This window comes from Dolichospermum sp. FACHB-1250, assembly GCF_014696335.1.
GTDB lineage: Bacteria > Cyanobacteriota > Cyanobacteriia > Cyanobacteriales > Nostocaceae > Dolichospermum > Dolichospermum planctonicum.
Genome location: NZ_JACJPZ010000011.1, coordinates 66517 through 90118, shown reverse-complemented (window position 1 = coordinate 90118; position 23602 = coordinate 66517). Strand labels below are relative to the sequence as shown.

Annotated in this window: 23 protein-coding genes and 1 tRNA gene; 13 read left to right on the top strand and 11 right to left on the bottom strand. The window is 36.6% G+C overall.

Translation table 11 applies throughout. From position 1 onward, the window contains the following. The first annotated feature begins 173 nt into the window (after window positions 1–173). The 3 genes from H6F39_RS05955 (at window position 174) to H6F39_RS05945 (ending at window position 4515) form a co-directional block, all read left to right on the top strand. Window positions 174–1697, top strand: coding sequence for an efflux RND transporter periplasmic adaptor subunit (locus H6F39_RS05955; RefSeq protein WP_190396382.1), 1524 nt, complete (start codon window positions 174–176; stop codon window positions 1695–1697). Window positions 1698–1773: 76 nt separating this feature from the next. After that, window positions 1774–2955: an ABC transporter permease gene (locus tag H6F39_RS05950; RefSeq protein ID WP_190396381.1), complete on the top strand. Its 1182-nt coding sequence runs from the start codon at window positions 1774–1776 to the stop codon at window positions 2953–2955. A gap of 60 nt (window positions 2956–3015) precedes the next feature. Further along, on the top strand, window positions 3016–4515 hold the full coding sequence (locus H6F39_RS05945) for a TolC family protein (RefSeq protein WP_190396380.1): 1500 nt from the start codon (window positions 3016–3018) through the stop codon (window positions 4513–4515). Between the two features lie 110 nt (window positions 4516–4625). Here the strand turns inward: H6F39_RS05945 and H6F39_RS05940 are convergent, their stop codons facing one another. Next, window positions 4626–4769, bottom strand: a complete 144-nt coding sequence (locus H6F39_RS05940) for a hypothetical protein (protein ID WP_190396384.1) — start codon at window positions 4767–4769, stop codon at window positions 4626–4628. Continuing rightward, on the bottom strand, window positions 4744–4974 hold the full coding sequence (locus tag H6F39_RS05935; RefSeq protein ID WP_190396379.1) for a hypothetical protein: 231 nt from the start codon (window positions 4972–4974) through the stop codon (window positions 4744–4746). Before H6F39_RS05935 ends, H6F39_RS05940 begins: the two co-directional genes overlap by 26 nt. A 369-nt stretch (window positions 4975–5343) precedes the next feature. On the opposite strand from H6F39_RS05935, the gene eno reads away from it, so the two are divergent. Next, complete coding sequence (gene eno, locus H6F39_RS05930; RefSeq protein ID WP_190396378.1) at window positions 5344–6633, top strand: phosphopyruvate hydratase; 1290 nt, start codon at window positions 5344–5346, stop codon at window positions 6631–6633. A 238-nt stretch (window positions 6634–6871) separates the two neighbouring features. Here eno and argC read toward each other — a convergent pair whose 3' ends face one another. Further along, window positions 6872–7930, bottom strand: coding sequence for an N-acetyl-gamma-glutamyl-phosphate reductase (argC, locus tag H6F39_RS05925; protein ID WP_137907925.1), 1059 nt, complete (start codon window positions 7928–7930; stop codon window positions 6872–6874). Between the two features lie 177 nt (window positions 7931–8107). Between argC and H6F39_RS05920 the strand changes: the two genes are divergently transcribed. Then, the gene (locus tag H6F39_RS05920; RefSeq protein WP_190396377.1) at window positions 8108–8362 is read left to right on the top strand and encodes a helix-turn-helix domain-containing protein; all 255 of its coding nucleotides are present in this window, start codon (window positions 8108–8110) and stop codon (window positions 8360–8362) included. Next, window positions 8363–8986, top strand: a complete 624-nt coding sequence (locus H6F39_RS05915; RefSeq protein ID WP_028089644.1) for a ScaI family restriction endonuclease — start codon at window positions 8363–8365, stop codon at window positions 8984–8986. Here the strand turns inward: H6F39_RS05915 and H6F39_RS05910 are convergent. Continuing rightward, entirely contained in the window at window positions 8975–9826 is an 852-nt protein-coding gene (locus H6F39_RS05910; RefSeq protein WP_190396376.1) for a site-specific DNA-methyltransferase, read from the bottom strand. The genes H6F39_RS05915 and H6F39_RS05910 overlap by 12 nt on opposite strands. A gap of 171 nt (window positions 9827–9997) precedes the next feature. Here H6F39_RS05910 and ribBA point away from each other — a divergent pair, with 171 nt between their 5' ends. Then, window positions 9998–11671, top strand: coding sequence for a bifunctional 3,4-dihydroxy-2-butanone-4-phosphate synthase/GTP cyclohydrolase II (ribBA, locus tag H6F39_RS05905; RefSeq protein ID WP_137908530.1), 1674 nt, complete (start codon window positions 9998–10000; stop codon window positions 11669–11671). Between the two features lie 395 nt (window positions 11672–12066). Here the strand turns inward: ribBA and H6F39_RS05900 are convergent. Then, window positions 12067–12137, bottom strand: a tRNA-Gly gene (locus tag H6F39_RS05900). Between the two features lie 50 nt (window positions 12138–12187). Then, complete coding sequence (locus H6F39_RS05895; RefSeq protein ID WP_190396375.1) at window positions 12188–13495, bottom strand: hypothetical protein; 1308 nt, start codon at window positions 13493–13495, stop codon at window positions 12188–12190. A gap of 90 nt (window positions 13496–13585) precedes the next feature. Between H6F39_RS05895 and H6F39_RS05890 the strand changes: the two genes are divergently transcribed. Beyond that, window positions 13586–14191 (top strand): GNAT family N-acetyltransferase, encoded by a 606-nt coding sequence (locus H6F39_RS05890; RefSeq protein ID WP_228036606.1) that lies wholly within the window; start codon window positions 13586–13588, stop codon window positions 14189–14191. Here the strand turns inward: H6F39_RS05890 and H6F39_RS05885 are convergent. The 3 genes from H6F39_RS05885 to H6F39_RS05875 are packed head-to-tail and all read right to left on the bottom strand — an operon-like array spanning window position 14183 to window position 16204. After that, window positions 14183–15322 (bottom strand): histidinol-phosphate transaminase, encoded by a 1140-nt coding sequence (locus tag H6F39_RS05885; protein WP_190371539.1) that lies wholly within the window; start codon window positions 15320–15322, stop codon window positions 14183–14185. The two genes, H6F39_RS05890 and H6F39_RS05885, sit on opposite strands and share 9 nt — an antisense overlap. Window positions 15323–15359: 37 nt before the next feature. After that, complete coding sequence (locus H6F39_RS05880; protein WP_190371540.1) at window positions 15360–15992, bottom strand: YqiA/YcfP family alpha/beta fold hydrolase; 633 nt, start codon at window positions 15990–15992, stop codon at window positions 15360–15362. 2 nt (window positions 15993–15994) lie between these two features. Next, a complete protein-coding gene (locus tag H6F39_RS05875; protein ID WP_190396374.1) occupies window positions 15995–16204 on the bottom strand; it encodes a hypothetical protein in 210 nt (69 codons plus the stop codon). A gap of 239 nt (window positions 16205–16443) precedes the next feature. On the opposite strand from H6F39_RS05875, the gene H6F39_RS05870 reads away from it, so the two are divergent. The 3 genes from H6F39_RS05870 (at window position 16444) to H6F39_RS05860 (ending at window position 19253) form a co-directional block, all read left to right on the top strand. After that, the gene (locus H6F39_RS05870) at window positions 16444–17307 is read left to right on the top strand and encodes a hypothetical protein (protein ID WP_190396373.1); all 864 of its coding nucleotides are present in this window, start codon (window positions 16444–16446) and stop codon (window positions 17305–17307) included. 140 nt (window positions 17308–17447) lie between these two features. Continuing rightward, on the top strand, window positions 17448–18236 hold the full coding sequence (locus H6F39_RS05865; protein WP_190396372.1) for a THxN family PEP-CTERM protein: 789 nt from the start codon (window positions 17448–17450) through the stop codon (window positions 18234–18236). A gap of 390 nt (window positions 18237–18626) precedes the next feature. Continuing rightward, entirely contained in the window at window positions 18627–19253 is a 627-nt protein-coding gene (locus tag H6F39_RS05860) for a sterol desaturase family protein (RefSeq protein ID WP_199290868.1), read from the top strand. A 175-nt stretch (window positions 19254–19428) separates the two neighbouring features. Here H6F39_RS05860 and gor read toward each other — a convergent pair whose 3' ends face one another. Both gor and H6F39_RS05850 read right to left on the bottom strand, forming a co-directional pair. Further along, window positions 19429–20805 carry a glutathione-disulfide reductase gene (gene gor / locus H6F39_RS05855; protein ID WP_190396371.1) on the bottom strand — a complete coding sequence of 459 codons (1377 nt, stop codon included), beginning with the start codon at window positions 20803–20805 and terminating at the stop codon, window positions 19429–19431. A 170-nt stretch (window positions 20806–20975) separates the two neighbouring features. Continuing rightward, a complete protein-coding gene (locus H6F39_RS05850) occupies window positions 20976–21791 on the bottom strand; it encodes a sulfurtransferase (RefSeq protein WP_190396370.1) in 816 nt (271 codons plus the stop codon). Window positions 21792–21844: 53 nt separating this feature from the next. On the opposite strand from H6F39_RS05850, the gene H6F39_RS05845 reads away from it, so the two are divergent. After that, a complete protein-coding gene (locus tag H6F39_RS05845) occupies window positions 21845–22756 on the top strand; it encodes a tRNA (5-methylaminomethyl-2-thiouridine)(34)-methyltransferase MnmD (protein WP_137908540.1) in 912 nt (303 codons plus the stop codon). Next, complete coding sequence (locus tag H6F39_RS05840; RefSeq protein WP_190396369.1) at window positions 22756–23508, top strand: RNA methyltransferase; 753 nt, start codon at window positions 22756–22758, stop codon at window positions 23506–23508. The genes H6F39_RS05845 and H6F39_RS05840 overlap by 1 nt, the downstream gene beginning before the upstream one ends. Window positions 23509–23602: the final 94 nt, after the last annotated feature.

Genomic DNA, 23602 nt, shown 5'->3' with positions numbered 1-23602 from the left:
TTCCTCAATATGGGCTGCAACTATTTTTTCTCGGAGATCCACTGAATATGCTTTCATGACAGTATTATCTTTATTATTACTAACTGTACCTCATAACTTCGGAAACTGCTGTAAATTTTTTGTAGAGACGTTGCATAAAACGTCTCTATTTTCAATTGTATTAATCAATAATCATGAAAAACTTTAAATTCAAACCAGGATTTAAATGGTTAACCATCTTCGCAAGTTTAACAAGTGTTTCTCTTGCGGGTTGGTTGATTTTTGCCATATTTACCCAAAGTAAAATTCAAAATATCCCCGTTCGCATAGTAACAGCTACTCAAGACAAAGTAGAAGATAAAATTACTGGAGAAAGTGGCATATTAAAATTAGATAATCAAAGAAATATTAAATCTTCAATCACAGGAACAGTAGAACAAGTATTAGTCAAAATTGGCGACAAAGTTAAAAAAGATCAAATTTTAATCCGTCTGCGAGATACAGAAACACAAATTAAATTACAAGAATTTGCATCTGATTTGAAAGAGAAGAATTTACAACTTGTTGATAAACAATCATCTTTAAAAAGAGCAGAAAGTAAATTATTAGAAACTCAACAAGAATACAGAAATATTCAAAGTACCCATAGAAATGATATTAATAAGAAAAAAGATGAGAAAATCCGGGAAATCCAAAAGCGTAGATTAGAAGTCACCAGAAAAAAACAAGCTTTGACTGCTAAACAAACCGATTTAAAAGAATCAAAAGTTAAATTAGCGGAAAATAAACAACTTTTTGCTAAAGGGTTTATTTCGGAAACTGAATTAAAAGAGCAAGAAAAGAAAGTTATTCAAACTGAAACAGATTTAAGTAATGCTAAAGATGAATTATCTTTGAGTGATTTAGATTTACAACAACAGCGCTTAGAATTACAAAGTTTTTGGCAAGATGTGAGAAATAACAAATCTGAACCTCAACAAAAATTGAAAGAAGCTAAATCTAAAATTGACCAAGCTGTACAAGAATTAAACCAAGCTAAATTAGCACTAAATCAAGTTATGAGAGAAATAGATAAACTCAAAATACAACGTCAAAAGATTGCTGAGGAATTGAGAAAAACAGTAATTACTGCTCCTATTGATGGTGTAATTCTGAATTTACAAGCAAAATTAGGTGATGTAATTGAACCGAAAGGAGATGTTTTAGTTATTGGTGATCCTACTCAACAAATTGTGGAATTAAAGTTATCTCCTTTGGATGCAACTAAGGTTAAAATTAGACAACAAGCTGAAATTAGTATTGTTGGGTTTCAATCACAAAAATTAACTGGTAAGGTTCAACAAATATCTTTATTAGCTGGAGATACCCAAAATAATAATCAAGGTACAGATAATGTCAAAATTACAGCTATTGTGCGTTTAGATCAAGTTAATAAAAATATTGTTCCGGGAACTCCAGTGACAGTTGCTTTAATTATCGCTCAACGTGATAATGTGACAGTTATTCCTAGTGAAGCTATTCAAGAAAATGAATCAGGAACATTTGTTTGGATAAAAGATCAACAAGGTAAGGCTGTTAAAAGAATGATCAAAACTGGATTACAAGGACTAGATAATATTGAAGTTAAATCAGGTTTAAAAGCGGGAGATGAAGTATTAATTCCTTCTTTGGAAACTCCATTAAATGAGGGAGATCATGTTGTCATAAAAATGCAGTAATAATATAATGTTGTAGGGGTTTAGTATTGCTAAACCCTTACCGATAATCAAGAATAAATTTAACATATTTACCCCCATGAACATCAATGATTTATTATCTCTAACATCTAGCTCTTTACGCAGTAATCCCTTGCGCTCATTTTTGAGTAGTTTAGGTGTCTTTATGGGTGTATTTGCTGTGAGTGGAACATTACAAGTAAGTGATATTGGGAAAATATATTTAAAGACACAATTACAAAAAATGGAATCTCCGCAAATTTCTATTCAATCTCCCTATAACTCGGTTACGTCTCAAATAGAAAAATATCAAATCGAAGATTTAGTATGGTTGAAAACAAAATTATCTGGTTGGAAATATATCGCTCCTGTACAAAATGGTGGTAATGATGCTCTTTTTTTGGGAACTCAAAAAATCAATGTGGAAAGTCAAGCAGTAACACCAGATTTTTTACCTATTTCGGGAAGAAAATTAATTGCTGGTCAGTTTTTTACAGTGAATGATTTGCAGCAAACCCGTTCTGTTGTTGTTATAGATCAATTACTCGCACAAAAACTATTTAAAGGTAAAAATTCATTGGGAAAAATGATTTATTTTCAAAATAAGTCTTATTATATTCAAGGTATTATTCAAACTAGAAAAAGTAATACTTGGGGAGAAGAACAAGGATTGATATTAATTCCTTTATCTGTTTATCAATCTCTCAAATCAAGTCCTTTTTTTGATAAAATTACTATTACTCCTAAGAATCCAGAAAATATAGAACAACTCCAAAATCAAGCAACTAGCATTTTAAAGAAAAGATTCCCTAATGTAGATATTTACGCTTCTAGTAATGTTGAAGAGGTAAAAAGTTTAGAAAAAGTCTTAAATGGTGTGACTATTATTCTTTTACTTATTGGAAGTATTGCTTTATTTGTGGGGGGTGTAGGAATTGCTAATATTACTATAGCATCTGTGGTAGAACGTACTTCCGAAATTGGGTTAAGACGCGCTATTGGTGCTACACGAAAAAATATTTTAATTCAGTTTTTACTAGAAGCAACTTTTATTAGTATGACAGGAGGAATACTTGCAATAGTTACTGTACAAGGAATTACGATTATAACTGTGACTCTCTTGAATTTACCCTATCAATTTGGTTATCAAACTCCTTTAGTTTCTCTGAGTTCTGCTATTATGGTAGGGATTATTTCTAGCTTCTTACCTGCTTTAAGAGCTAGTAAATTAGATCCTGTTGAAGCTTTACGCTCTCAATAAGTAAGGTTAAAATAATGTTAGATTTCTTTGTATCAACCCAACCTACTTAATTTTTTTACTATGAATCGTTTTTTATTACCAATATCATCTTTGCTCTTAATTTTCCTATTTCCTAATTTCGGGAAATGTCAAGATATAGCTAATCAACAAAATTTACCAAAATCTAATTCGGATTTACAATTGCTATTAAATAACTCTAGTCAGGAATTACCTTTAAAATTAGCTGATGCTGTTTATTTAGCTTTACAGAATAATCGAGATTTAAAAATAGCTTATCTTCAACGTATTTTAGATCAAAAACAATTAGCTGAAACTGAATCTCAATTTAATCCAACTTTTACACCACAGCTATCTTTAAATTTGAATAATAATCAAACTGGTAGTAATAAAAATAACAATACAACGGCTCTTTTAGGTGCTAATTTTAATTTAAAAGTTCCTACAGGTGGTAATTTAAGTTTAGCATGGCAGGGACAAAATCTTTTATCTCGTACTAGCTCATTAGATACTTCCTCAGATACAAATACTCTAAGTCAAAGTGTCAATCTTAATTTTAGTCAACCTTTATTAAAGGGTTTTGGTACACAATTAAATACTCTGAGTATTCAAAGAGCGAAATTGACAGAAAATGCAAATATTTTAAATATAAAAAATACTACTTCTCAAACAATTACTAATACTATAGTTAGTTATAGAAGTTTATTGTTAGCTCAGGAAAGATTAAAAATTGAACAATTGTCTTTTGCTAATGCTAAAAAAGATTTAGACAGATTACAAGCATTATTTGAATTTGGGAGAATTCCTAAAAATGATCTGGTTGAGCGTCAAGCTGATATTGCTCAACAAGAAGTAAATTTACTGAATACACAATCAAGTTTAGAACAAGCAATTTCTGAATTAACTAAAACTATAGATTTACCCATAACAAAAAAACTAATTGCTATTGAAACTCCTGAACCTCCAAAAAGTTTAAATCTACCAGCTTTTACAGAAATGCTAGAATTAGCTAAAGCTAATAATACTGGTTATCTTGCTGCTGTTAATGCTGTGGAAAATGCTAAATTTGGGATCACAGAAGCTAAAAATCAACAACAATTAGATTTAAAATTAAATGTGAGTTATGGTTTTAATAGTGCTTCTAATACTCAAGATACAAATAATTTAAGTTCGTCTTTAATATTAAATCGTGAATTTGGTAATCTCAGTCAAGATAATGCTGTAGTTAAAAGTGAAATCAGTTTACAAAATGCTAATTATACTCTAGCAAAAACTCAGGATAATTTAAATGAAGAGTTAAAAAATAAAATTCGTAATGTTAAAGATACTTTTAAACAAATTGAATTAGCACAGCAAGCCCGAAAGTTAGCAGCATCAAAAGTGATAAATGCTAAGGAAAGAATGAGATTAAGTAGTAATATTTCGATGACGGATATTATTAACTTTGAAAAAAGTTTAGTTGATGCTCAAAATCAAGAACTTAATGCTATCATTAATCATCTTAATAGTATCACTCAACTAGAACAGTTTTTGGGAATTACTCTGAGTAAATGGGTTAAATAATGCGATTATAGCGTTTCCCAGTCTAATGAAGTACAAACCAATTTATTCCCTGTTCCCTAAAACGAAAAAACTTTGTACCTGACGAGCATGGGAACGGCTATAAACAATTCCTATTCATCATCTTCTATATCTTTTCTAATCTCTTCCAGATGATCATAATAATAAGCCAATGCTGCATGAACCTCCGCTAAAGTAATACGAACATCAATGCCAATAACAACCGTATAGTTAATATTTTCGTTTAAGTTGCTCAACAGAAATTACCTTACCTTCTTTAACATTTTCTTTCGCTTTAGCAAAATCTTCTTTAAATCCTTGAATTTTCAATAACTCTTCAGTAGCATCATTATCTTGTCTATCTGCCAAATACGCCAAAAAATCAACAGCCACTAATAATCTTTCTGGTGACAGTTTATCAACATATTCTTGAACTTGTTGACGAATTTTTACTGTATTCATAAATAATCTTTGCTATTTTCTGAAAATTATAACATACAAAAATGTAGAAATATCTGTCTGAATCAGGATATCCAGGATTTGAGGATTGTCAGGATTTTGTACCTAAATATTAAAAATAGCAACTAATTTCTTCAGAAACAGTCAAGCCGTATAAATAATCCTGTACATCCTTTAATCCTGAGCATCCTGATTCTGACAAATTCCGTGTTTCCTTCCATACTCAGCGAGCATTACCACCCGTCGTGATTGGAAATCTTCTTTAATGTCAGCCGATTTTCCCCCAGAAACACATAAACTAGCGATTGGGTTATTAGTAAACTGTAAAGGTTGAACCCTGACGACATACTCAAAATCAAGGACAAACCAGCCATGACGAAATTCCTAGATACTGCTATTGAAGCCATTGTCGCCCGCGAAATCCTCGACTCACGCGGAAGACCAACCATTGAAGCGGAGGTACATTTATCTAATGGCGCTATCGGACTGGCACAAGTTCCTAGCGGGGCTTCTACGGGGTCATTTGAGGCTCATGAATTGCGTGATGGTGACAAAAGCCGTTATGGGGGTAAAGGCGTACTCAAGGCGGTTCAGAATGCCAATGAGGTACTAGCTCCCAAGTTACTAGGTTTGGATGCTCTCAACCAAGAGGCCCTAGATAAATTGATGATTTCCCTAGATGGTTCACCCAATAAGGCCAATTTGGGAGCAAATGCAATTTTGGGCATTTCCTTGGCTGCTGCAAAGGCTGGTGCGGAGTCTTTAGGTATTCCTCTCTATCGCTATTTAGGTGGACCTTTGGCGAATTTATTACCTGTCCCTTTAATGAATGTGATCAATGGTGGAGCGCACGCAGCTAATAATGTAGACTTTCAAGAGTTTATGATTGTCCCCATTGGCGCTCCTTCTTTTAAGGAAGCTTTGCGTTGGGGAGCGGAAGTATTTGCTACTCTCAGCAAGGTGTTAGATGATCAAGGTTTGCTGACGGGTGTGGGTGATGAAGGTGGTTTTGCACCTAATCTAGAATCTAACCAAGTAGCTTTAGAATTGTTGGTAGCAGCGATTAAACAAGCTGGTTATAAGCCTGGGGAAGAAGTAGCCTTGGCTTTAGATGTGGCTGCAAGTGAATTTTACAAAAACGGCCAGTATGTTTATGATGGTAAACCCCATGCACCAACTGAGTTTATTGATTATTTAGCGGAATTAGTTGATCAATATCCTATTGTATCTATTGAAGATGGTTTACATGAGGAAGATTGGCAAAGTTGGCAATTACTGACTGAGAAATTAGGCTCAAAGGTGCAATTGGTGGGTGATGATTTATTTGTTACCAATGCAACCCGCTTACAAAAGGGTATTGAACAAAAAGCAGGTAATTCGATTTTGATTAAATTGAATCAAATCGGTTCACTCACTGAAACTTTGGAAACCATTGATTTAGCAACTCGCAACGGTTTCCGCTCAGTAATTAGCCATCGGTCTGGGGAAACAGAAGATACAACTATTGCTGATTTAGCTGTAGCTACTCGCGCTGGTCAAATTAAAACCGGTTCTCTGTGTCGCAGTGAACGGGTAGCTAAGTACAATCGCTTGCTCCGTATTGAGCATGAATTAGGCGATCGCGCCATCTATGCTGGTACTATTGGTTTAGGACCAAAATAGGTTACAGGTGACAGGTTACAGGTGACAGGTGACAGTAAAAAAAACGTAAGAGGTTTAATAAATATCTTTCTGTTCCCTGTTCCCTGTTCCCTTGTCAGTTGTCAATTGTCAGTTGTCAATTGTCAGTTGTCAATTGTCAGTTGTCAGTTGTCAGTTGTCAGTTGTAAAACGTGAATTACCAATTACCAATTACCCATTACCCATTACCCATTACCCATTACCCATTACCCATTACCCATTAAGGATAAAACCCAATTTTAGGTAGTCCCAAGGTTTCATCCCAGCCTAGCATCAGGTTCATACATTGAATTGCTTGTCCCGCTTGACCTTTAATCAAGTTATCAATCGCTGACATAACAATCACCCGGCCGGTGCGGCGATCAACTTCTATACCAATGTAGCAGGAATTACTTCCACACGCCCATTTGGTTTGGGGATAAGTACCACTGTTACAGATTTTTACCCAGGGAGAATTGCGATAAAAAGCGTTATAGATGGTAATTAAATCATCACGGACTAAACCGGGATCACGCATGGTAGCATAGACAGTGGCTAAAATCCCCCGCACCATGGGGATTAAATGGGGTGTAAATTGAATTTTAACTTCATGTCCGGCTAATTCGCTACAAATTTGCTCGATTTCTGGGGTGTGGCGGTGTCTAGCAACGTTATAAGCACCCAGGGAGTTATCAGCTTCCGCTAACAGCAGGTTAACTTTGGCTTGTCTTCCGCCCCCAGATGTGCCAGATTTAGCATCAATGATAGCTGTTTCGGGAACTATTAAACCTTGTTTTAACAGAGGAGACAATGCCAGTAAACTGGCTGTAGGATAGCAACCAGGACAGCCGACCAGATTCGCGTCAGCAATGCGCGAGCGGTATAATTCTGGTAGACCATAAACTGCTGTTGCTGCTGTAGTGCGATCGCTTCTTTCCGTACCATACCAAGTAGTATAAGTCTTCAAATCACTAAAGCGATAATCGGCACTCAGATCCAGTACCTTAGAACCTTTTTCTATAAGTTTAGGAGCGATTTGGCAAGCGAGTCCATTGGGTAAAGATAAAAATACCACTTGACAACGACTAGCAATGATGTCCGGTTCTACAGCTTCAATAGGTAATTCTACTATATTACCAAAATGTGGGTAAAGGTCAGCAAAGGATTTACCTGCACTGCTTTCACCACCTAAATAAACTAGTTCTACTTCAGGATGATCCATTAGTAGTCGCACTAGTTGTACTCCGCCATACCCTGACGCGCCAACAATTCCCACTGGTACGCGTCTTAAATTTACCATGATCTTAAATCCTTATCCACTTTTAGTTATCTATTATCAATCATTAGCAGTCAAGCTACTAGCTAATTACTGATGACTTGTTATTGAACTTTCGCTGCATTATATAGCAAAGAGTATCTTTTAGGGTACTTATAATCACAAATATCTTTGATCACTAATCACACTTATAGTGTGTAGATGATTGATAACGATAAATATTATATTTTTGACGTGACAGAAAATTCTCAACTGCAAAAGTTTGGCGAATATATTCGCACAATTAGAAAAACCCAAAATCTTTCCCAAGAACAGTTAGCAGAACTGTCAGGACTACATCGCAATTATATCGGTGGTGTTGAACGTGGTGAAAGAAATATTGCTTTGTTAAATATTATCCGTATTGCTCAGGCTCTGGGAATGTCACCCAGTGAATTATTAAAAGGCTTAGATTAAATGGTATCTCCTTATTTGGGTATTCCGGTTGAAAAATGGGCAGATAAAACTAAAGAACTGATAGAAGAACATCCTCTAGATGCTAATGAAATCTATGAGATTGTTATCAGCGTGTGGGAGGAAATATTTCAGTCTAGTATCACCAGTCGGGGATACAAAATAGGTAGAGATATATTTCCTAGCCCGCAAATTATCGGTTCACTATTGCATGAGTTGATACCATTAGAATTATCTGGTAAATATCCCCAACTATGGCGACGGGAAAAGGATACTACAGAAAAGGATTTAGTTTACATCCCCAATGATAATTTTTCTATTGAAATTAAAACATCTTCTAGTCCTCGCAATATTTTTGGTAATAGGAGTTATGCTCAAAAAAGCACTACTGGTAAAACAAAGAAAAGCAAATCAGGATACTATCTTGTGATTAACTTTGAAAAGATTGAGAATAAAAGACAACAAATAGATAATCTATCATTAGTAAATCCCAAAATCAAACTTGTACGTTTTGGGTGGATAGATCAAGAAGATTGGCAAGGACAGGAATCTGAAACTGGTCAACAAGCCAGCATAAGTCCTGATGTCAAAAAATTTAAATTAATTCAGTTACCTTTACCAAAGTAGTGATAATTGCTCAATTCTACTATTTTTATCTTGCAAAAAAGTTTCAATTCTATTAGCAGCAATATCACAATAATCTTGACGAATTTCAAAACCAATTACTAGACGATTTAAATCTAAAGCTACCATAGCAGTAGTACCTGAACCCAAAAATGGATCTAGGACAATTTCATTTTGATGGGAAGAGGCTGTAATTATTCTTTGAATAACAGCAGAGGGAAACTGTGCAGGGTGTGGTGTCCGTTCTTTTGATGATCTATTTTGTCCAGACGTAACTTTTGGAAATTCCCAAACATCAGTAGGATTTTTCCCTAAAGGATTAACTTTGATTTTTCCGTTCTTTTTTTGATTGGGATATTTGACATTAGGATCACGAATATCGTCAAGATTAAAAGTATAGGCTTCTGGATTTTTCACATACCATAAAAATTTCTCATTTCTAGGGGAAAAAAACTTACTTCCTGCGACACCAGCACCATAATTCCAAACAATTTCCTGGATTAAATAAAAAGGAATTTTATCCCAAAGCAAATAGGAAATAGGAATTGCTTTAGCACGATTTTTAATGGATAAATAACCTAAGTTTAGCCAAAAAGCTCCATCATATAAAGTCAGACGATAAACTTCTGTTATCCATTTTTCACACCAATTTATATAATCATCCAATGGTAATAAATTCTCATATTCTTTACCAATGTTATACGGTGGGCTGGTGACGGTTAGATTAATTGATTGATCTGGTAAAATTGCCATTGCCTCTAAACAATCTAAATTATAAATGAGACAATTACACGATTGAAAGTAGGGTTTACCTAGTAATTTACTGATATCCGTGAATTCCATAGCTTAATCCTCCATGTATATGGTACTCTAAACTGGCTATAGTATAGATGAACTATTTAATTGTCAAGTAACAGTTTGCTAATCCCACAAAAGCTCTAATTCTGAGAAATAAGCTACAATATAGAATCAGAAATTGTTAGAAAAATTTACCTTGGTAGCTGGAAATTTCCTGTGTCACAGCCTCAGACCACTCAAACCTTTAAATTCGATTCTATTGAGTCCGCTTTATCTGATTTTAAAGCGGGTCGTGTCGTCGTTGTCGTAGATGACGAAAATCGAGAAAATGAAGGAGATTTAATTTGCGCCGCCCAATTTGCTACGCCTGATATGATTAACTTTATGGCTGTAGAAGCCAGAGGGTTGATTTGTCTAGCAATGACAGGCGATCGCTTGGATGAATTAGACTTACCATTAATGGTTAGTAAATTAACGGATACTAACCAAACCGCTTTTACCGTTAGTATTGATGCTGCTCCCCATTTAGGCGTAACCACAGGTATTTCCGCCGAAGACCGGGCCCGGACTATCCAAGTTACCCTCAACCCAGCCACAAAACCGGAGGAGTTACGCCGTCCTGGTCATATTTTCCCCCTGCGGGCTAGACCAGGGGGGGTACTGAAACGAGCCGGACATACAGAAGCCGCTGTAGACCTAGCCAGACTAGCGGGACTGTACCCAGCGGGAGTCATTTGTGAAATTCAAAATCCTGATGGTTCGATGGCACGTTTAAACCAGTTAGTGCAATATGCCCAAAATCACCACCTGAAAATTATCAGTATTGCTGATTTAATTAGTTATCGTCTGCAAAATGATCGCCTCATATATCGAGAAATTGTTACCAAACTACCCAGCGAGTTCGGTCAATTTGATATTTACGGCTACCGTCATACAGTAGATAATACAGATCACGTCGCCATTGTCAAGGGAGATCCAGCAAATTTCCAAGATCAACCTGTCATGGTGCGAATGCACTCGGAATGTTTAACCGGTGATGCTTTGGGTTCTTTGCGCTGCGACTGTCGGATGCAGTTACAAGCAGCATTAAAAATGATTGAAAACGCTGGTCAAGGTGTCGTTGTTTACCTGCGTCAAGAGGGACGGGGAATAGGCTTAATTAACAAATTAAAAGCCTACTCTTTACAGGATATGGGATTGGATACAGTAGAAGCAAATGAGCGATTGGGATTCCCCGCTGATTTGCGTGATTATGGCATGGGGGCGCAAATTCTCATGGATTTGGGAATTAAAAAAATACGTCTTATTACCAACAACCCGCGAAAAATTGCTGGACTCAAGGGCTATGGTTTAGAAGTTGTAGACCGTCTTCCGTTGTTAATTGAGTCCAATGATTACAATACCTATTACTTAGCTACCAAAGCTGAGAAATTGGGTCATATGTTGTTGCAAACTTATCTTGTCACAGTAGCGATACATTGGCAAGATGAACCGGAATCAATCACTAAACGCTATGAACGTTTGGAAAAGTTACGGTATTTATCAACCCTTCAACATTTATTATTACAGGAAGAAGCCCGTCCGCTGGGAATCGCTTTGTTTGATCAACCTTCTTTAACAGTGCATTTGGGTTTCGATCAAGCTAATATTGCTGAAGCCAATTGGTATCAACAAAAGTGTCATCCTTACCTGCAAGCAATTTGCTTGATTTTAGATGAAATCGCTACTTTACCCTATATTCTCAAGATGGAATTTCTGATTTCTACTGGTAGTGATCCGCTGAGTAATTTACAAGTACAGTTAGACAGACAAACTTTCTCAGGTGGTGTATTACCGTCATCTTTGAAAGATCACTTGCAGACTCAACACATCTACAGTTTTATTAAGTAAAATATCCTCAAGTTCCAGAGTCGGAAAAACCTTTCCCTTCCTCACCCTCTCCTTTTGGGGAGGGACAAAGGAACTCTTGTCCATATTTTTAAAATAAAATAGTTCTTCCTTATCAATTTCAGTATATCATGTTTTAAATGAGATGTCAATAGTTTTATTACCTTTTTTTGGCAATGCTTTTAAGATGTTAGGAGTTAATGTTTTATTGCTTTGGTATATTGGTTTATAATTAGATCAAAATTAGTTTTGTGAGAGTTTCCTAAAAAATCGTACTAAAAATCGTACTATATTTATTTAACTCAAGCATGAGCTTATTCAGGATTTTAGTAATTTATCAAGTATTTTGACATATTAATCATAAAATACAGTAAGGAATACAGTAAATAAGTAAATAAAGCGGGTGGCGGGAATCGAACCCGCATTATTAGCTTGGAAGGCTAAAGTTTTACCACTAAACTACACCCGCAAATTTCTAACTTAATCACTATAACATGAATTTTCTAAAACTGCAAGCATTTATTGGGAATTTATTGGCTCAATTTTCAGTTGGAGACGAATATATAAATTGCTCAGGTCTGGTTTTGATCCATCTTGATTATAAGCAGCAAGAAACCTCTCTTGTGCAAATATCCGATTAATTGCTTGCTCGTAAATGCTTCTTTCCCCGGAAAGTACCTCCGGCTCAATGGTGATAATTTCTGCTTGTTGAAAGGATCCATTACTATCAATTATTAAACTAGCCAGTATATTTGCTGATTTAATGATTTCGTCGCCAGGAAGTGAAATAAGCTCTAATTCCTTTTCTGTACTTCCTTTGTATTCAGCAAGAACATCTGGTAAACCATCTGCTCGGATTTGTCCTTGTTGTATTAATTCATTCACTTCTTCTTTCTGTACAGGATTAATAGTAGCGATCGCTCCTCCCTGATTTACTGTTGGGGAGGGTTCTGAGTTAGGATTTAAAGGAGGTTCTACTGCGGGAGTTGGGGAATCAGCGGGAATGTCTGAGGGGAGAGCGGTTTCTTTACCTAGTATAACTTCTTGACGACGATTCCAAGGCAGTTCCCGTTCTGGAATTATTGGTGTTGTTTCTGGTGTTACATTGGTAGGATATGATTGTTGTCTAATTAGTGGTTTTAGCACTTCCGGTTTTAGCACTTCCGGTTTTAGCACTTCCGGTTTTAGCACTTCCGGTTTTAGCACTTCCGGTTTTAGCACTTCCGGTTTTAGCACTTCCGGTTTTAGCACTTCCGGTTTTAGCACTTCCGGTTTTAGCACTTCCGGTTTTAGCACTTCCGGTTTTAGCACTTCTGGTTTTAGCACTTCTGGTTTTAGCACTTCTGGTTTTAGCACTTCTGGTTTTAGGACTTCTGGTTTTAGGACTTCCGGTTTTAGGACTTCCGGTTTTAGCACTTCCGGTTTTAGGACTTCCGGTTTTAGGACTTCCGGTTTTTGATTTTTATGCTTTTGTGGTAAATTAATACTAGAACTTATCTCACTATGATCCTGATTGTTGTGTGTAATAGGTAATGATTGTGGTGAAAGTGAAAAAGAAGACTGTTGTTTAACCTTTGGAGTAGTTGATTTTGGTTTAATTATAGGTTTTTGTTCCGAAGAAATCTCCAGGAAGTCAATAGGAACAGAACTTTGATGAGACTGGGGAAACCAAGCTGGAAACTCATCAGTAGAACGTATTAACCAAAATACGAACAAGTGAAGAGACACAGAAGCAGTAGATACAACAATCCACAACCAAGCTGGATCAGTACGTCGTCTAAAATTTTCAGATTTATTTGAATAGTTATCTATAACCGTTGGTATCATTTTAATTTAAAAGTTAGATATAATTAAAATAGCATTTGAGTATAGCTGGCAACAGTTTAAAGTATAAATCAAATTAATCCTTAACTAGCCTTGAAATCCTGGTTTTTTCACCCTCCCCACCCCCAATTAAGCTCAAAAACTGGTAATCTATCTGTCGGACTACCTCAAGTTCGTGTAGCTACATCTGATGATTTGATGAGTATCGCCCAAATTGTTGCTGAAAGCTTTCACTCCCAAAAGGGTTTATGGGGTTGGGCTTTCCCTTTATTTCGTTTGGGCGTTTACGAGGATTTAAGGTATCGTCTCCAGTTTCCCACACACCATCATGTTTGTTTGGTTGCTGTTGATACTACCACTAAAGATCCTGAAATCATGGGAACTATAGAAATGGGTGTGAGAACCAGTAATTCTTGGGCTGGTATCAGCAAATGTTTTCCTTACTTATCTAATTTAGCAGTTCACCCCAATTACCGGAGATTGGGTGTGGCTTCTAGCTTACTAATTCACTGTGAGCAAATTTCCCAAGAATGGGGATTTCAAGACCTATATCTCCATGTCTTGGAAAATAATCATCAAGCTCGTCAGCTTTATTGTAAGTTAGCATATCGGGTGTATAAAGTCGAATCTCTTTGGAACGCGCTTTTACTTAATCGCTCACGGGAGATATTGCTACATAAACATATACATCTACGATAAAGCTGCTTGTATCCGTTCTATTGTGCGACTGTTCTCCGCTGGTGTACCAATGGTGATTCTTAACCCGTTGGGTAGAAGTCTGATTAATGTACCTTGACTTCTAAGCTTTTGGTTGAGATTCGTTAAAACGTGATTTTCTGCGTCCTGATAGCCAGGTTTAACACGCAAGTAAATAAAGTTAGCTCTGCTGGGTGTAATTTCTAAGATTGAGTGTACTGATAAAGCTGTAATTACTTTGGTTCTTTCATTCAGGGTTTGGGGAATTGATTGTAATAAAAGTTGCCGATTTTCCAAAGCCATGAGAGCGGAAGCAATGGAAAAACTCGGAAGATTGTAGGGAAGACGGACTTTTTCTAAAATAGCGATCGCTTGTGGATGTGCGATACAATACCCTACACGCATGGCTGCAAGACGGAACGCTTTAGAAAAAGTACGTAATATTATCCAGTGAGGATGTTGTAATAATTCTGCTGCTAGAGTAGTTTGGCTAAATTCAAAGTAAGCTTCGTCAATGACTACTAAAATCTCTTCTGGTAAACTTTTCAACCATGTTATTTCTGCTGCTGTTAAGCAATTAGCTGTAGGGGAATTGGGGTGGACAACAAAAACGACGCGAATGGGGGGATTTTGGGTTTGTATAATTGCAGATTTTGCGGCTTCTAAATCAGTTTCAAAATTGTGTTGATTTCTCCCAATTGTCACCACAGAAATTCCCAAAGTTTGGGCTAAAATTGCATACATTGAGAAAGTGGGATTAGCGACTAAGATAGAACCTTCTCCTCTTAAACAAGTCGCAATCAATAGGGATCTAATTAATTCATCAGAACCATTACCAACGGAGATATTAGCAGCAGTGAAAGTTGAATTTGCCAGATTTGCTGATTCATTAACATATTCAGATATAGCATTTTTCAGAGATTCATGACCACCATCAGGATAACGATTAGTTTCGATAATTTGTTGATAAATAAAACCTAATTTTTCTTTGATTTCTGGTGGTAGATCTAAAGGACTTTCATTAGTATCTAATCTATCTTGGATATTAACTGGTTCAGTGCTATCACTTCCGGGGTGAGGTTTGTAAGCGTTAAGTTGGGATAAATCAGAGCGAATAAATTTGAGATTTTGCATTGGTAATAGTAAAAAGGTCTTAATTAACTTTTATTGTTCATAATAGTTGACAAAATAGAGAAATTTCTTGCCAGATTTCTTGACTAACATTCCCTAAAGCGTGATCACTATTGAACTCTTTTAATTCTACCCAACTACGGGAATTAGAAAAAGAGCGACTAGCCTGGACAGGGATTACTTTATCATATTTACCATGTAAAATCAAGGTCGGGAGGGGACGTTTTAATAAATCTTCTGAATATTGGTGAGCATCCTTAACAAAGTTATAATGTAGAGGAACTAATTGTTGATAGCCATAATGGTAAATCATCATATATTTTGTTAATTCCCATAATTTTAATCCTGTTCCTAATTTTGGTAACCAATGGGATAAAAAACCGAAAGCTGGTGCTAATAAAATTAGTCGTTTTACTTGTAAATATTCTTGTGCTATGTAAGCAGATATCAAACCTCCTAAACTAGAACCAATGAGGGTGACAGGTTGAGAATCTGGAGGAAGATTAGCAGTAATTTGTTGAATTTGTCGAGTTATAGTTAAATCAGAAAATCCACCTATATTTAAGTCAGGAATAGACATTGATATTTGGAGTTTTGATAATCTTTGTTGAATATCTTGGGCTTTTTTGGATTTAGGACCAGAAGCGAAACCGTGAAGATAGAGATAATTCATAATCAAGGAGTTTTTATGGTATTAATTACAGAATCAATCACAGTATAAACACAGGGAATAGCGATCGCATCTACATCTATTTTTAGGATACCATAATATAGCAATAATATAGTAAGATTAATTAGGGCTTGGTCAATCACTCTAAAAAGAATACCAGATAAAGCCTTTATCCTTTTTTCGTTCCCAACTGACTGCTGTATAATCAAATCCACAGAGGAAACCGCAAAATAAAAGTAAATACACTAAAAATTGAGGTTTTCCGATGAATAAGATAGTAAGTGCTTAACCGTGCTGGTAATTTGGTGATACTATGGTGATACTATCCCTGTGCAGTTTTCTTTAATTTATCCAATTTACTTTTTTTTACAAAAAGTGCTTGACCGTGATGGTAATTTAGTGATACTCTCCGTATAGAGTTTTCTCCAATTTACTTTATATCATCATACATATCATGATGCCAAAAATCAAGCAATTAACAGCCTTACGCAACTCAGCCATTCTAGGCCTTTCCTCAATAGTCCTTTCTGCCGTTAGTCTTCCCGCACAAGCTATTAATCTAGTGCAGAATGGTGATCTAGTTCCCAATCAAACAATACAAAATACGTATTCAAATACACAGCATCGTGTTAACATTTCAAGTGGCACAAATAGTAGTGATATCCCAAACTGGACTTTTACTGCTCCTGGTAACACTACTGATAGCTGGCTGAATGCCTATGCAGTTATAACGCCAACTGGTAACGCCGCCAGTAAAGCCGGCGAAGCGTATGCATTAAACCTTGCAAATGGACAGACTGTTAATTCTCCTACTGGTGGTTCAGGGTGGTTCGTTCAAATGGACGGAGATACAGAACATGGAGCCAGATTGACTCAAACATTAACTGGTCTTACGGCAGGGAAGAACTATCAGGTCAGCTTTTATCAGGCAGCAGCAACTGTTATTGGAGGACCTACATTCAATCAACCCACTTATAACCGCATCGCAGTTTTTTTTGGTAGTGATTTTAACACTTATCAATGGGCGGATCAGATCAACATGGCTGTTAGCCAGAACGTTACACAGTGGCAGAAACAAACCATGACCTTCACCGCTTCCGCTCCCACCCAATATCTTGCTTTCCTCAATGTAGGTGGGCCAGTTGGTCAACCCCCCATGGCACTATTATCAAGTGTTTCACTCGAAGAAGTAACGCCGCCAACGCCTGTTCCTTTTGAAACTGATGCTCTGCCCATTGTTGGTAGTATGATCGCTTTTGGTTTTGGTCTGCGGGCTAAACAAAAACTTGCTCAAAAGAAATTAGTAAACTTTCAATAGTCTAGGACTTACGCGGTATTCCTCTGCTTCTATTTATCCAATTTACTTTTTTTTACAAAAATTGCTTGACCGTGCTGGTAATTTAGTGATACTATTCGTGTGGTGTTTTCTCCAATTTACTTTATATCATCATACATATCATGATGCCAAAAATCAAGCAATTAACAGCCTTAGGCAACTCAGCCATTATAGGCCTTTCCTCAATAGTCCTTTCTGCCGTTAGTCTTCCTGCCCAGGCGATTCAATTAAATAGCTTAACAGGTTTCTGGACAAGTGTTAATGGCGGAGCCAATGTTACCGGTTTGCAGACTAACCAAGTTCGTTGGGGGAATCCTGTGTCAGGAAGTGGACAAAGTGGGTTGGGTTTTGTGGGTTCCGCGCCTCCGTCTGTCTCATTCCCCGTTAATACGAATTTTGTTTTGGGGACATTAACTCATTATAATTTCGTAGTCGCCGGTGGCACTGCGGCAAGTGGGGCTAATTTGGGGATCTCCTTAAATCTTTCTAATGCGGGAGAAACGATTAATCCTCAGTTTAACTATGCTTTCAATATTGATGAAACAGTGAATCAGGGCAACGTTGATGCGTGCGATCCCACTAAACAAATTAGCAGTGTTCCTTGCGATGATGTCATTACCTTTGATAATTCCCAACAGCAGATTTTTATCCTGAATGGGAATCAGTATGAGTTGAAAATCTCAGGATTTAGTAGTAATCCAACCAATTTCTCGCCGATTGCACAATTTACGACGATCGAACGTCAAGAAAATAATGCCTATCTCTTGGGTAAAATTACACCACTAACGCCTGCAACCCCTGTTCCTTTTGAAACCGATGCTCTGCCCATTGTTGGTAGTATGATCGCTTTTGGTTTTGGTCTGCGGGCTAAACAAAAACTTGCTCAAAAGAAATTAGTAAAGTTTGAATAGTTTTGGATTTGCGCGGTATTCCTCTGCTTCTGTGGTAGAACCGCGCTTTTGATTTGGGTTTCATTGCTGATTTAGATATTAGACATCTTGGCAAAAGAATATAAAACCCTTGTACAGTCAAGGGCGATGCCTCTTTTCTGGAGATGTCTATTATTTAGATATAGATATCATTAAAGTCAAAAAAATCAAAAAAATTTGAGAAATGCAACAATGATCACGTTAAATATTTTCCGATTGTGTGTATGGTTGGTATTACTGTCCATCATTTTCATCCCACTGGAAAGACTTACCCCCCAAAACCGACAAAAGGTATTCCGTAAAGAATTTTTGATAGATGTAGGCCATTACTTCCTAAATAGTCTTCTCCCCCCGGCAATGCTTATCTTCCCTATGCAAATCGTTGCCTGGGTAGTTCATCATCTTGAACCGATTGGGCTGTATGGATGGGTGGGAAGTCTGCCCTTTTTATTGCGTTTTGTAATGGCAATAATCGTGGGAGAGTTCGCAGCTTACTGGATTCATCGTTGGTCTCATGAAATTCCCTTTCTGTGGCGTTTCCATTGTATTCATCATAGTGCCAAAGAGATGGACTGGCTTGTTAATACCCGCGCCCATCCCCTGGATATATTCTTTACCAGATTATTTAGTTTACTTCTAGTGTATGTTCTCGGTTTCGCACAGATAACTAGTAAGACAGCCGATTTGGTGCCGATGCTTTATGTCTTTGTTGGTACAATCTGGAGCTTTTTCATTCATGCTAATGTCTGCTGGCGTTTCGGTTTTCTAGAGAAGTGGGTATCAACTCCTGCTTTTCACCATTGGCATCACACTAATGATGATCCGAAATATATAGACAAAAACTACGCCGCCATTTTACCAGTAATGGATATAATTTTCGGTACATTTTACCTACCAAAGAATCGATTACCAAGTCAATATGGTATTGATATGCCCGTTGCACCCAGTTTTAAGGAACAAATTTTGCAACCTTTAACAATATTTAACAATAAGAACTAAGGCATCCTTCAAGTAGCTTAGGACTAGCTCAATTTATTTAATTTAATTTTGATAATATGTTGAAGTTAATAATCGCTTGTAAGCAAGCCTGAGGTTAATATGAAGCGATTGTATTACTTGATTGAACGGTGCGTTACGCTGTCGCTAACGCACCCTACAAAATAGACTACAAATACTATCTCATAGTGACAAATTCCTCTGCTGCGGAGGGGTGAATACCGACGGTAGCATCAAAATCAGCCTTAGTTGCACCCATTTTAACAGCTATAGCTACACCTTGAATAATCTCTGCTGCATTGTCTCCCACCATGTGAGCGCCTAAAATCTTATCAGTTTGATTGTCTACAATTAATTTCATCATGGTTTTTTCTTGCTTACCCGCTAAAGTGTAATACATTGGGCGGAAATTGGTACGATAGATTTTAATATCATCACCATACTTTACCCTAGCTTGAGACTCTGTTAAACCCACCGTAGCGGCTTCTGGAGTGGTAAATACCGCTGTGGCCACGGTTTCATGACTAAATTCCCGACGGTTATCACCAAATTCACTATCAGCAAAAGCGCGTCCTTCACCAATAGCAACCGGAGTTAAATTTAATCTATCCGTAACATCACCGACAGCGAAGATATGAGTTTGACAAGTTTGACTATACTCATTTACGGATATAGCATTGGAAATACTGTATCCTGGTTCTGCTTCTGAACTGGGAACACAGTCAAGTTGAGCATTTTCTAAACCTAGTCCTTCAATATTGGGACTACGACCGGTTGCTACTAAAAATACATCAGCAATAATTGGTTCTTGATTTTCTCCAGATAAGGTTAATTTTAACCCTTCTGTTACTTTTTCTATGGCTGTGACTTCGGTATTTTGAATAATGCGAATACCATGATTTGTCATTCCTTCTTGAATACTGGTGCGGATATCTTGGTCAAAACCATTTAAAATTTGTTCCTTACGAATAATTTGTGTAACTTCTGAACCTAAACCGCGCATAATACAAGCAAATTCACTCCCAATGTAACCAGCACCAATAATAGCGATATGTTTCGGTTGAGTTTTCAAGTGAAAAATCTCATTAGAGGTAATAGCGTGTTCTATACCTGGTATTTCTGGTTTTATAGGACGACCACCTACAGCAATTAGAATTTTATCTGCTGTATATTTTTTACCATTAACTTCAACTGTATGCGGATCTATAAAGGTAGCACGACCAGAAATTAATTTTACACCAGCTTTTTCTAAAAAACTGATGTGTAGTTTTGAAAGTCTGTTAACTTCATTATCTATAGATGTAATAAAATGTTCCCAATCAAATTTTACATCTCCTACTGTCCAACCATAACCTGCTGCTTCTTGAAATTGAGCAGGAAAATGAGAACCATACACCATAAGTTTTTTAGGTACACAACCGCGAATTACACAAGTACCACCAACTAAATCATATTCAGCAATTGCTACTTTTGCACCATAACTAGCTGCGCGTTTAGAAGCAGCTAAACCACCTGAACCAGCACCAATGACAAACAGATCATAATTAAAGCTCATAATTCTCTACCTCTTTTAGCCAAACAATTAACAATGTATCGTAAATTATTAATAATGTATCATAATTTATTAACAATGTATTGTTAGCAATTGACACTGTACTGCAAACAATTGACAATTGAATACTATTAATAATTACTGATTAATCATCATAAACTACTGACTACTAACTAATAACTAATCCAATCACTCCAACTACCAGCGTAAAGTTTAGCGGTAGAAATTCCAGCTATTGCTAAAGAAAGTAGATTTACACAAGCTGTAATACCAGAACCACAATAAACTAAAATTTCTTTAGTTGTATCTATATTTTCCCAGCGTTGAGATTGTTGTAGTTGAGGAAGTATAACACCAGAAGGGTCAGTTACTTCTTGCCAAGGATAATTAACAGCGCCAGGAATATGTCCAGCAATTTTATCAATTGGTTCTTTTTCTCCACGATAACGTTCTCCTTCTCTAGAATCTACCAAAATTACATTTGGACTATTTTGGCAATTTTTAACATAAGCAAAATCTACGACTTGATCTTTTTGTACTTTGGGAATAAATATTCCTTTTTTAGAAATAGGAATGACATTTGTCACTTCATAACCTGCATTTTTCCACCCTGAAAAACCACCATCTAAAACAGCTACTTGTTCATGTCCTAAATACTGTAATAACCACCATAAACGAGAAGCAAAAGCTAAACGAGAATCATCATAAGCTATTACTAAAGTTTTTTGAGAATTTATACCAATTGCTGCTAATTTTTCCGCTAGTTCTGTAGTATTGGGTAAAGGATGTCTTCCTCCATGTTCTTTTACAGGACTAGATAAATCTTGATTTAAATCTAAATAGTGAGCATTGGGGATATGATTAGTATGATACTGCTGTTTTCCTAATTGTGAATCAGTTAAAGAAAACCGACAATCAATAATTATAACATCAGGATTGTGAAGATGATCAAATAGCCATTGTGGAGAAACAGTGAATTGATTTATCATGATCATAGATAATCGGTAATGAGTAATTGACAACTGATTTTTTTGTTGATAAAATGTCAAATTTAGAAGATTTTACACCACAACAAACACAAGATGGTTCTTTTACCTTCTTTTCTAAAGAATTTAACGAAGCCTTTCACAGCCACTATGGAGCAAAACAGGAGAGTTTGCTCAAGTTTGTGATTCCCACTCAATTACCAATATTAGCAAAGACGGGATTTGTGCGATTGTTAGATATTTGTTATGGTTTAGGATATAACACAGCAGCGGCTTTACAGACAATTTGGGAAATAAATCCTCATTGTCATGTAGAAGTGATAGGCTTAGAAATAAATCCCGCAGTCCCCATAGCAGCAATTACCAATCAGTTATTTGATGGTTGGGACGAAAAATATATAAAACATATCAAAGTTTTCAGTCAAATAGCTTTTGAGCATGAAATCAAAATAGATCATCTTCAAGCTACCTTACTCATTGGTGATGCTAGAAGCTTGATTTCACAAGTATATGAATCTGGTTTTCAAGCGGACGCAATTTTTCTTGACCCTTTTTCACCCCCCCAATGTCCGCAATTATGGACTGTGGAATTTATTAAAAAAGTATCAGAGTGTTTAGATAAAAATGGATTAGTTGCTACTTATTCCTGTGCGGGGGCTGTACGGACTGCGTTCTTAACTGCTGGCTTGGTTGTAGGTTCGACTTCACCAGTAGGAAGACGCACCCCAGGGACTATAGCAGGATATCATGAACATGAGGAAAAATCAAGTAAATCATCTTTTTTAGCTCTTTCCCCAGCGGAAGAAGAATATTTACTAACTCGTGCTGCTATTCCTTACCGAGATCCTACTTTAAGGGATTCTGCGGAAGATATACTAAAAAGACGACAAGAAGAAGTACAAGCTTCTTCTCTAGAATCAGCCTCACAATGGCGCAAAAGATGGTTAAAATCGGGAAATCATAAATAATGATCACAGAAAATATTAGTATAAAAAATAGTTGCAGTAATGTGATAATAGTATTGGTAGAACCAGCAGGTCCGTTGAATGTAGGTTCAGTGGCCAGAGTGATGAAAAACTTTGGCTTATCTAAATTAATATTAGTCAATCCTCAATGCGATCGCTCATGTTTTGATGCTACAAAAATGGCAGTTCATGGTCAAGATATTTTAGCATCTGCGGTCATAGTAGACACATTACCACAAGCATTGCAGGGCTGTGTTCGTGCCATTGCTACCATTGGTCGGGACTACAGTGGAGAAATACCTGTAGAAAACCCGCGCACGGCTTTACCTTGGTTATTAGAAACACTAGAAAAGCCCGTAGCTTTGATTTTCGGGAGGGAAGATAGGGGGTTAACCAATGAAGAATTAAATTATGCCCATAAATTAGTGTTCATTCCCACTAGTCCAGAATATCCATCTTTGAATTTAGCGGCTGCGGTTGCCATTTGTTGTTACGAATTGTCACAATCTAGTAGTCTATTCATAGATGATAATAAAAGCACTGTAGAAATTGCTCCCCTAGATGCTATGGAGGCATATTATCAAGAATTGGAATCATTACTGCTGGCTATAGGTTATCTTTATCCCCATACCGCAGCTAGTCGCATGGAAAAATTCCGCCATTTATATAACCGCGCTTACTTACAAACTGGGGAAGTGGGGATGTTGCGGGGGATTTTACGACAGGTAGAATGGGCAATTAATAGGTCAAAATAATGAAAACCTTTATCCGCGACCTGGGTGATTATCAGCCCAGTAATTACCCAAAAAGTACCCAAAAAGATAAATATAGTGTAAAGTAGATACAAAA

Excerpts from the sequence above, each read along its gene's own strand:
- H6F39_RS05850 (WP_190396370.1), bottom strand. The coding sequence starts at position 21,791 with ATGATAAATCAATTCACTGTTTCTCCACAATGGCTATTTGATCATCTT.
- H6F39_RS05950 (WP_190396381.1), top strand. The coding sequence starts at position 1,774 with ATGAACATCAATGATTTATTATCTCTAACATCTAGCTCTTTACGCAGT.
- H6F39_RS05910 (WP_190396376.1), bottom strand. The coding sequence starts at position 9,826 with ATGGAATTCACGGATATCAGTAAATTACTAGGTAAACCCTACTTTCAA.
- H6F39_RS05840 (WP_190396369.1), top strand. The coding sequence starts at position 22,756 with ATGATCACAGAAAATATTAGTATAAAAAATAGTTGCAGTAATGTGATA.
- H6F39_RS05915 (WP_028089644.1), top strand. The coding sequence starts at position 8,363 with ATGGTATCTCCTTATTTGGGTATTCCGGTTGAAAAATGGGCAGATAAA.
- H6F39_RS05870 (WP_190396373.1), top strand. The coding sequence starts at position 16,444 with ATGATGCCAAAAATCAAGCAATTAACAGCCTTACGCAACTCAGCCATT.
- H6F39_RS05865 (WP_190396372.1), top strand. The coding sequence starts at position 17,448 with ATGATGCCAAAAATCAAGCAATTAACAGCCTTAGGCAACTCAGCCATT.
- eno (WP_190396378.1), top strand. The coding sequence starts at position 5,344 with ATGACGAAATTCCTAGATACTGCTATTGAAGCCATTGTCGCCCGCGAA.
- argC (WP_137907925.1), bottom strand. The coding sequence starts at position 7,930 with ATGGTAAATTTAAGACGCGTACCAGTGGGAATTGTTGGCGCGTCAGGG.
- H6F39_RS05955 (WP_190396382.1), top strand. The coding sequence starts at position 174 with ATGAAAAACTTTAAATTCAAACCAGGATTTAAATGGTTAACCATCTTC.
- H6F39_RS05880 (WP_190371540.1), bottom strand. The coding sequence starts at position 15,992 with ATGAATTATCTCTATCTTCACGGTTTCGCTTCTGGTCCTAAATCCAAA.
- gor (WP_190396371.1), bottom strand. The coding sequence starts at position 20,805 with ATGAGCTTTAATTATGATCTGTTTGTCATTGGTGCTGGTTCAGGTGGT.
- H6F39_RS05845 (WP_137908540.1), top strand. The coding sequence starts at position 21,845 with ATGTCAAATTTAGAAGATTTTACACCACAACAAACACAAGATGGTTCT.
- H6F39_RS05945 (WP_190396380.1), top strand. The coding sequence starts at position 3,016 with ATGAATCGTTTTTTATTACCAATATCATCTTTGCTCTTAATTTTCCTA.
- H6F39_RS05895 (WP_190396375.1), bottom strand. The coding sequence starts at position 13,495 with ATGATACCAACGGTTATAGATAACTATTCAAATAAATCTGAAAATTTT.
- H6F39_RS05885 (WP_190371539.1), bottom strand. The coding sequence starts at position 15,322 with ATGCAAAATCTCAAATTTATTCGCTCTGATTTATCCCAACTTAACGCT.
- H6F39_RS05935 (WP_190396379.1), bottom strand. The coding sequence starts at position 4,974 with ATGAATACAGTAAAAATTCGTCAACAAGTTCAAGAATATGTTGATAAA.
- H6F39_RS05860 (WP_199290868.1), top strand. The coding sequence starts at position 18,627 with ATGCAAATCGTTGCCTGGGTAGTTCATCATCTTGAACCGATTGGGCTG.
- H6F39_RS05920 (WP_190396377.1), top strand. The coding sequence starts at position 8,108 with ATGATTGATAACGATAAATATTATATTTTTGACGTGACAGAAAATTCT.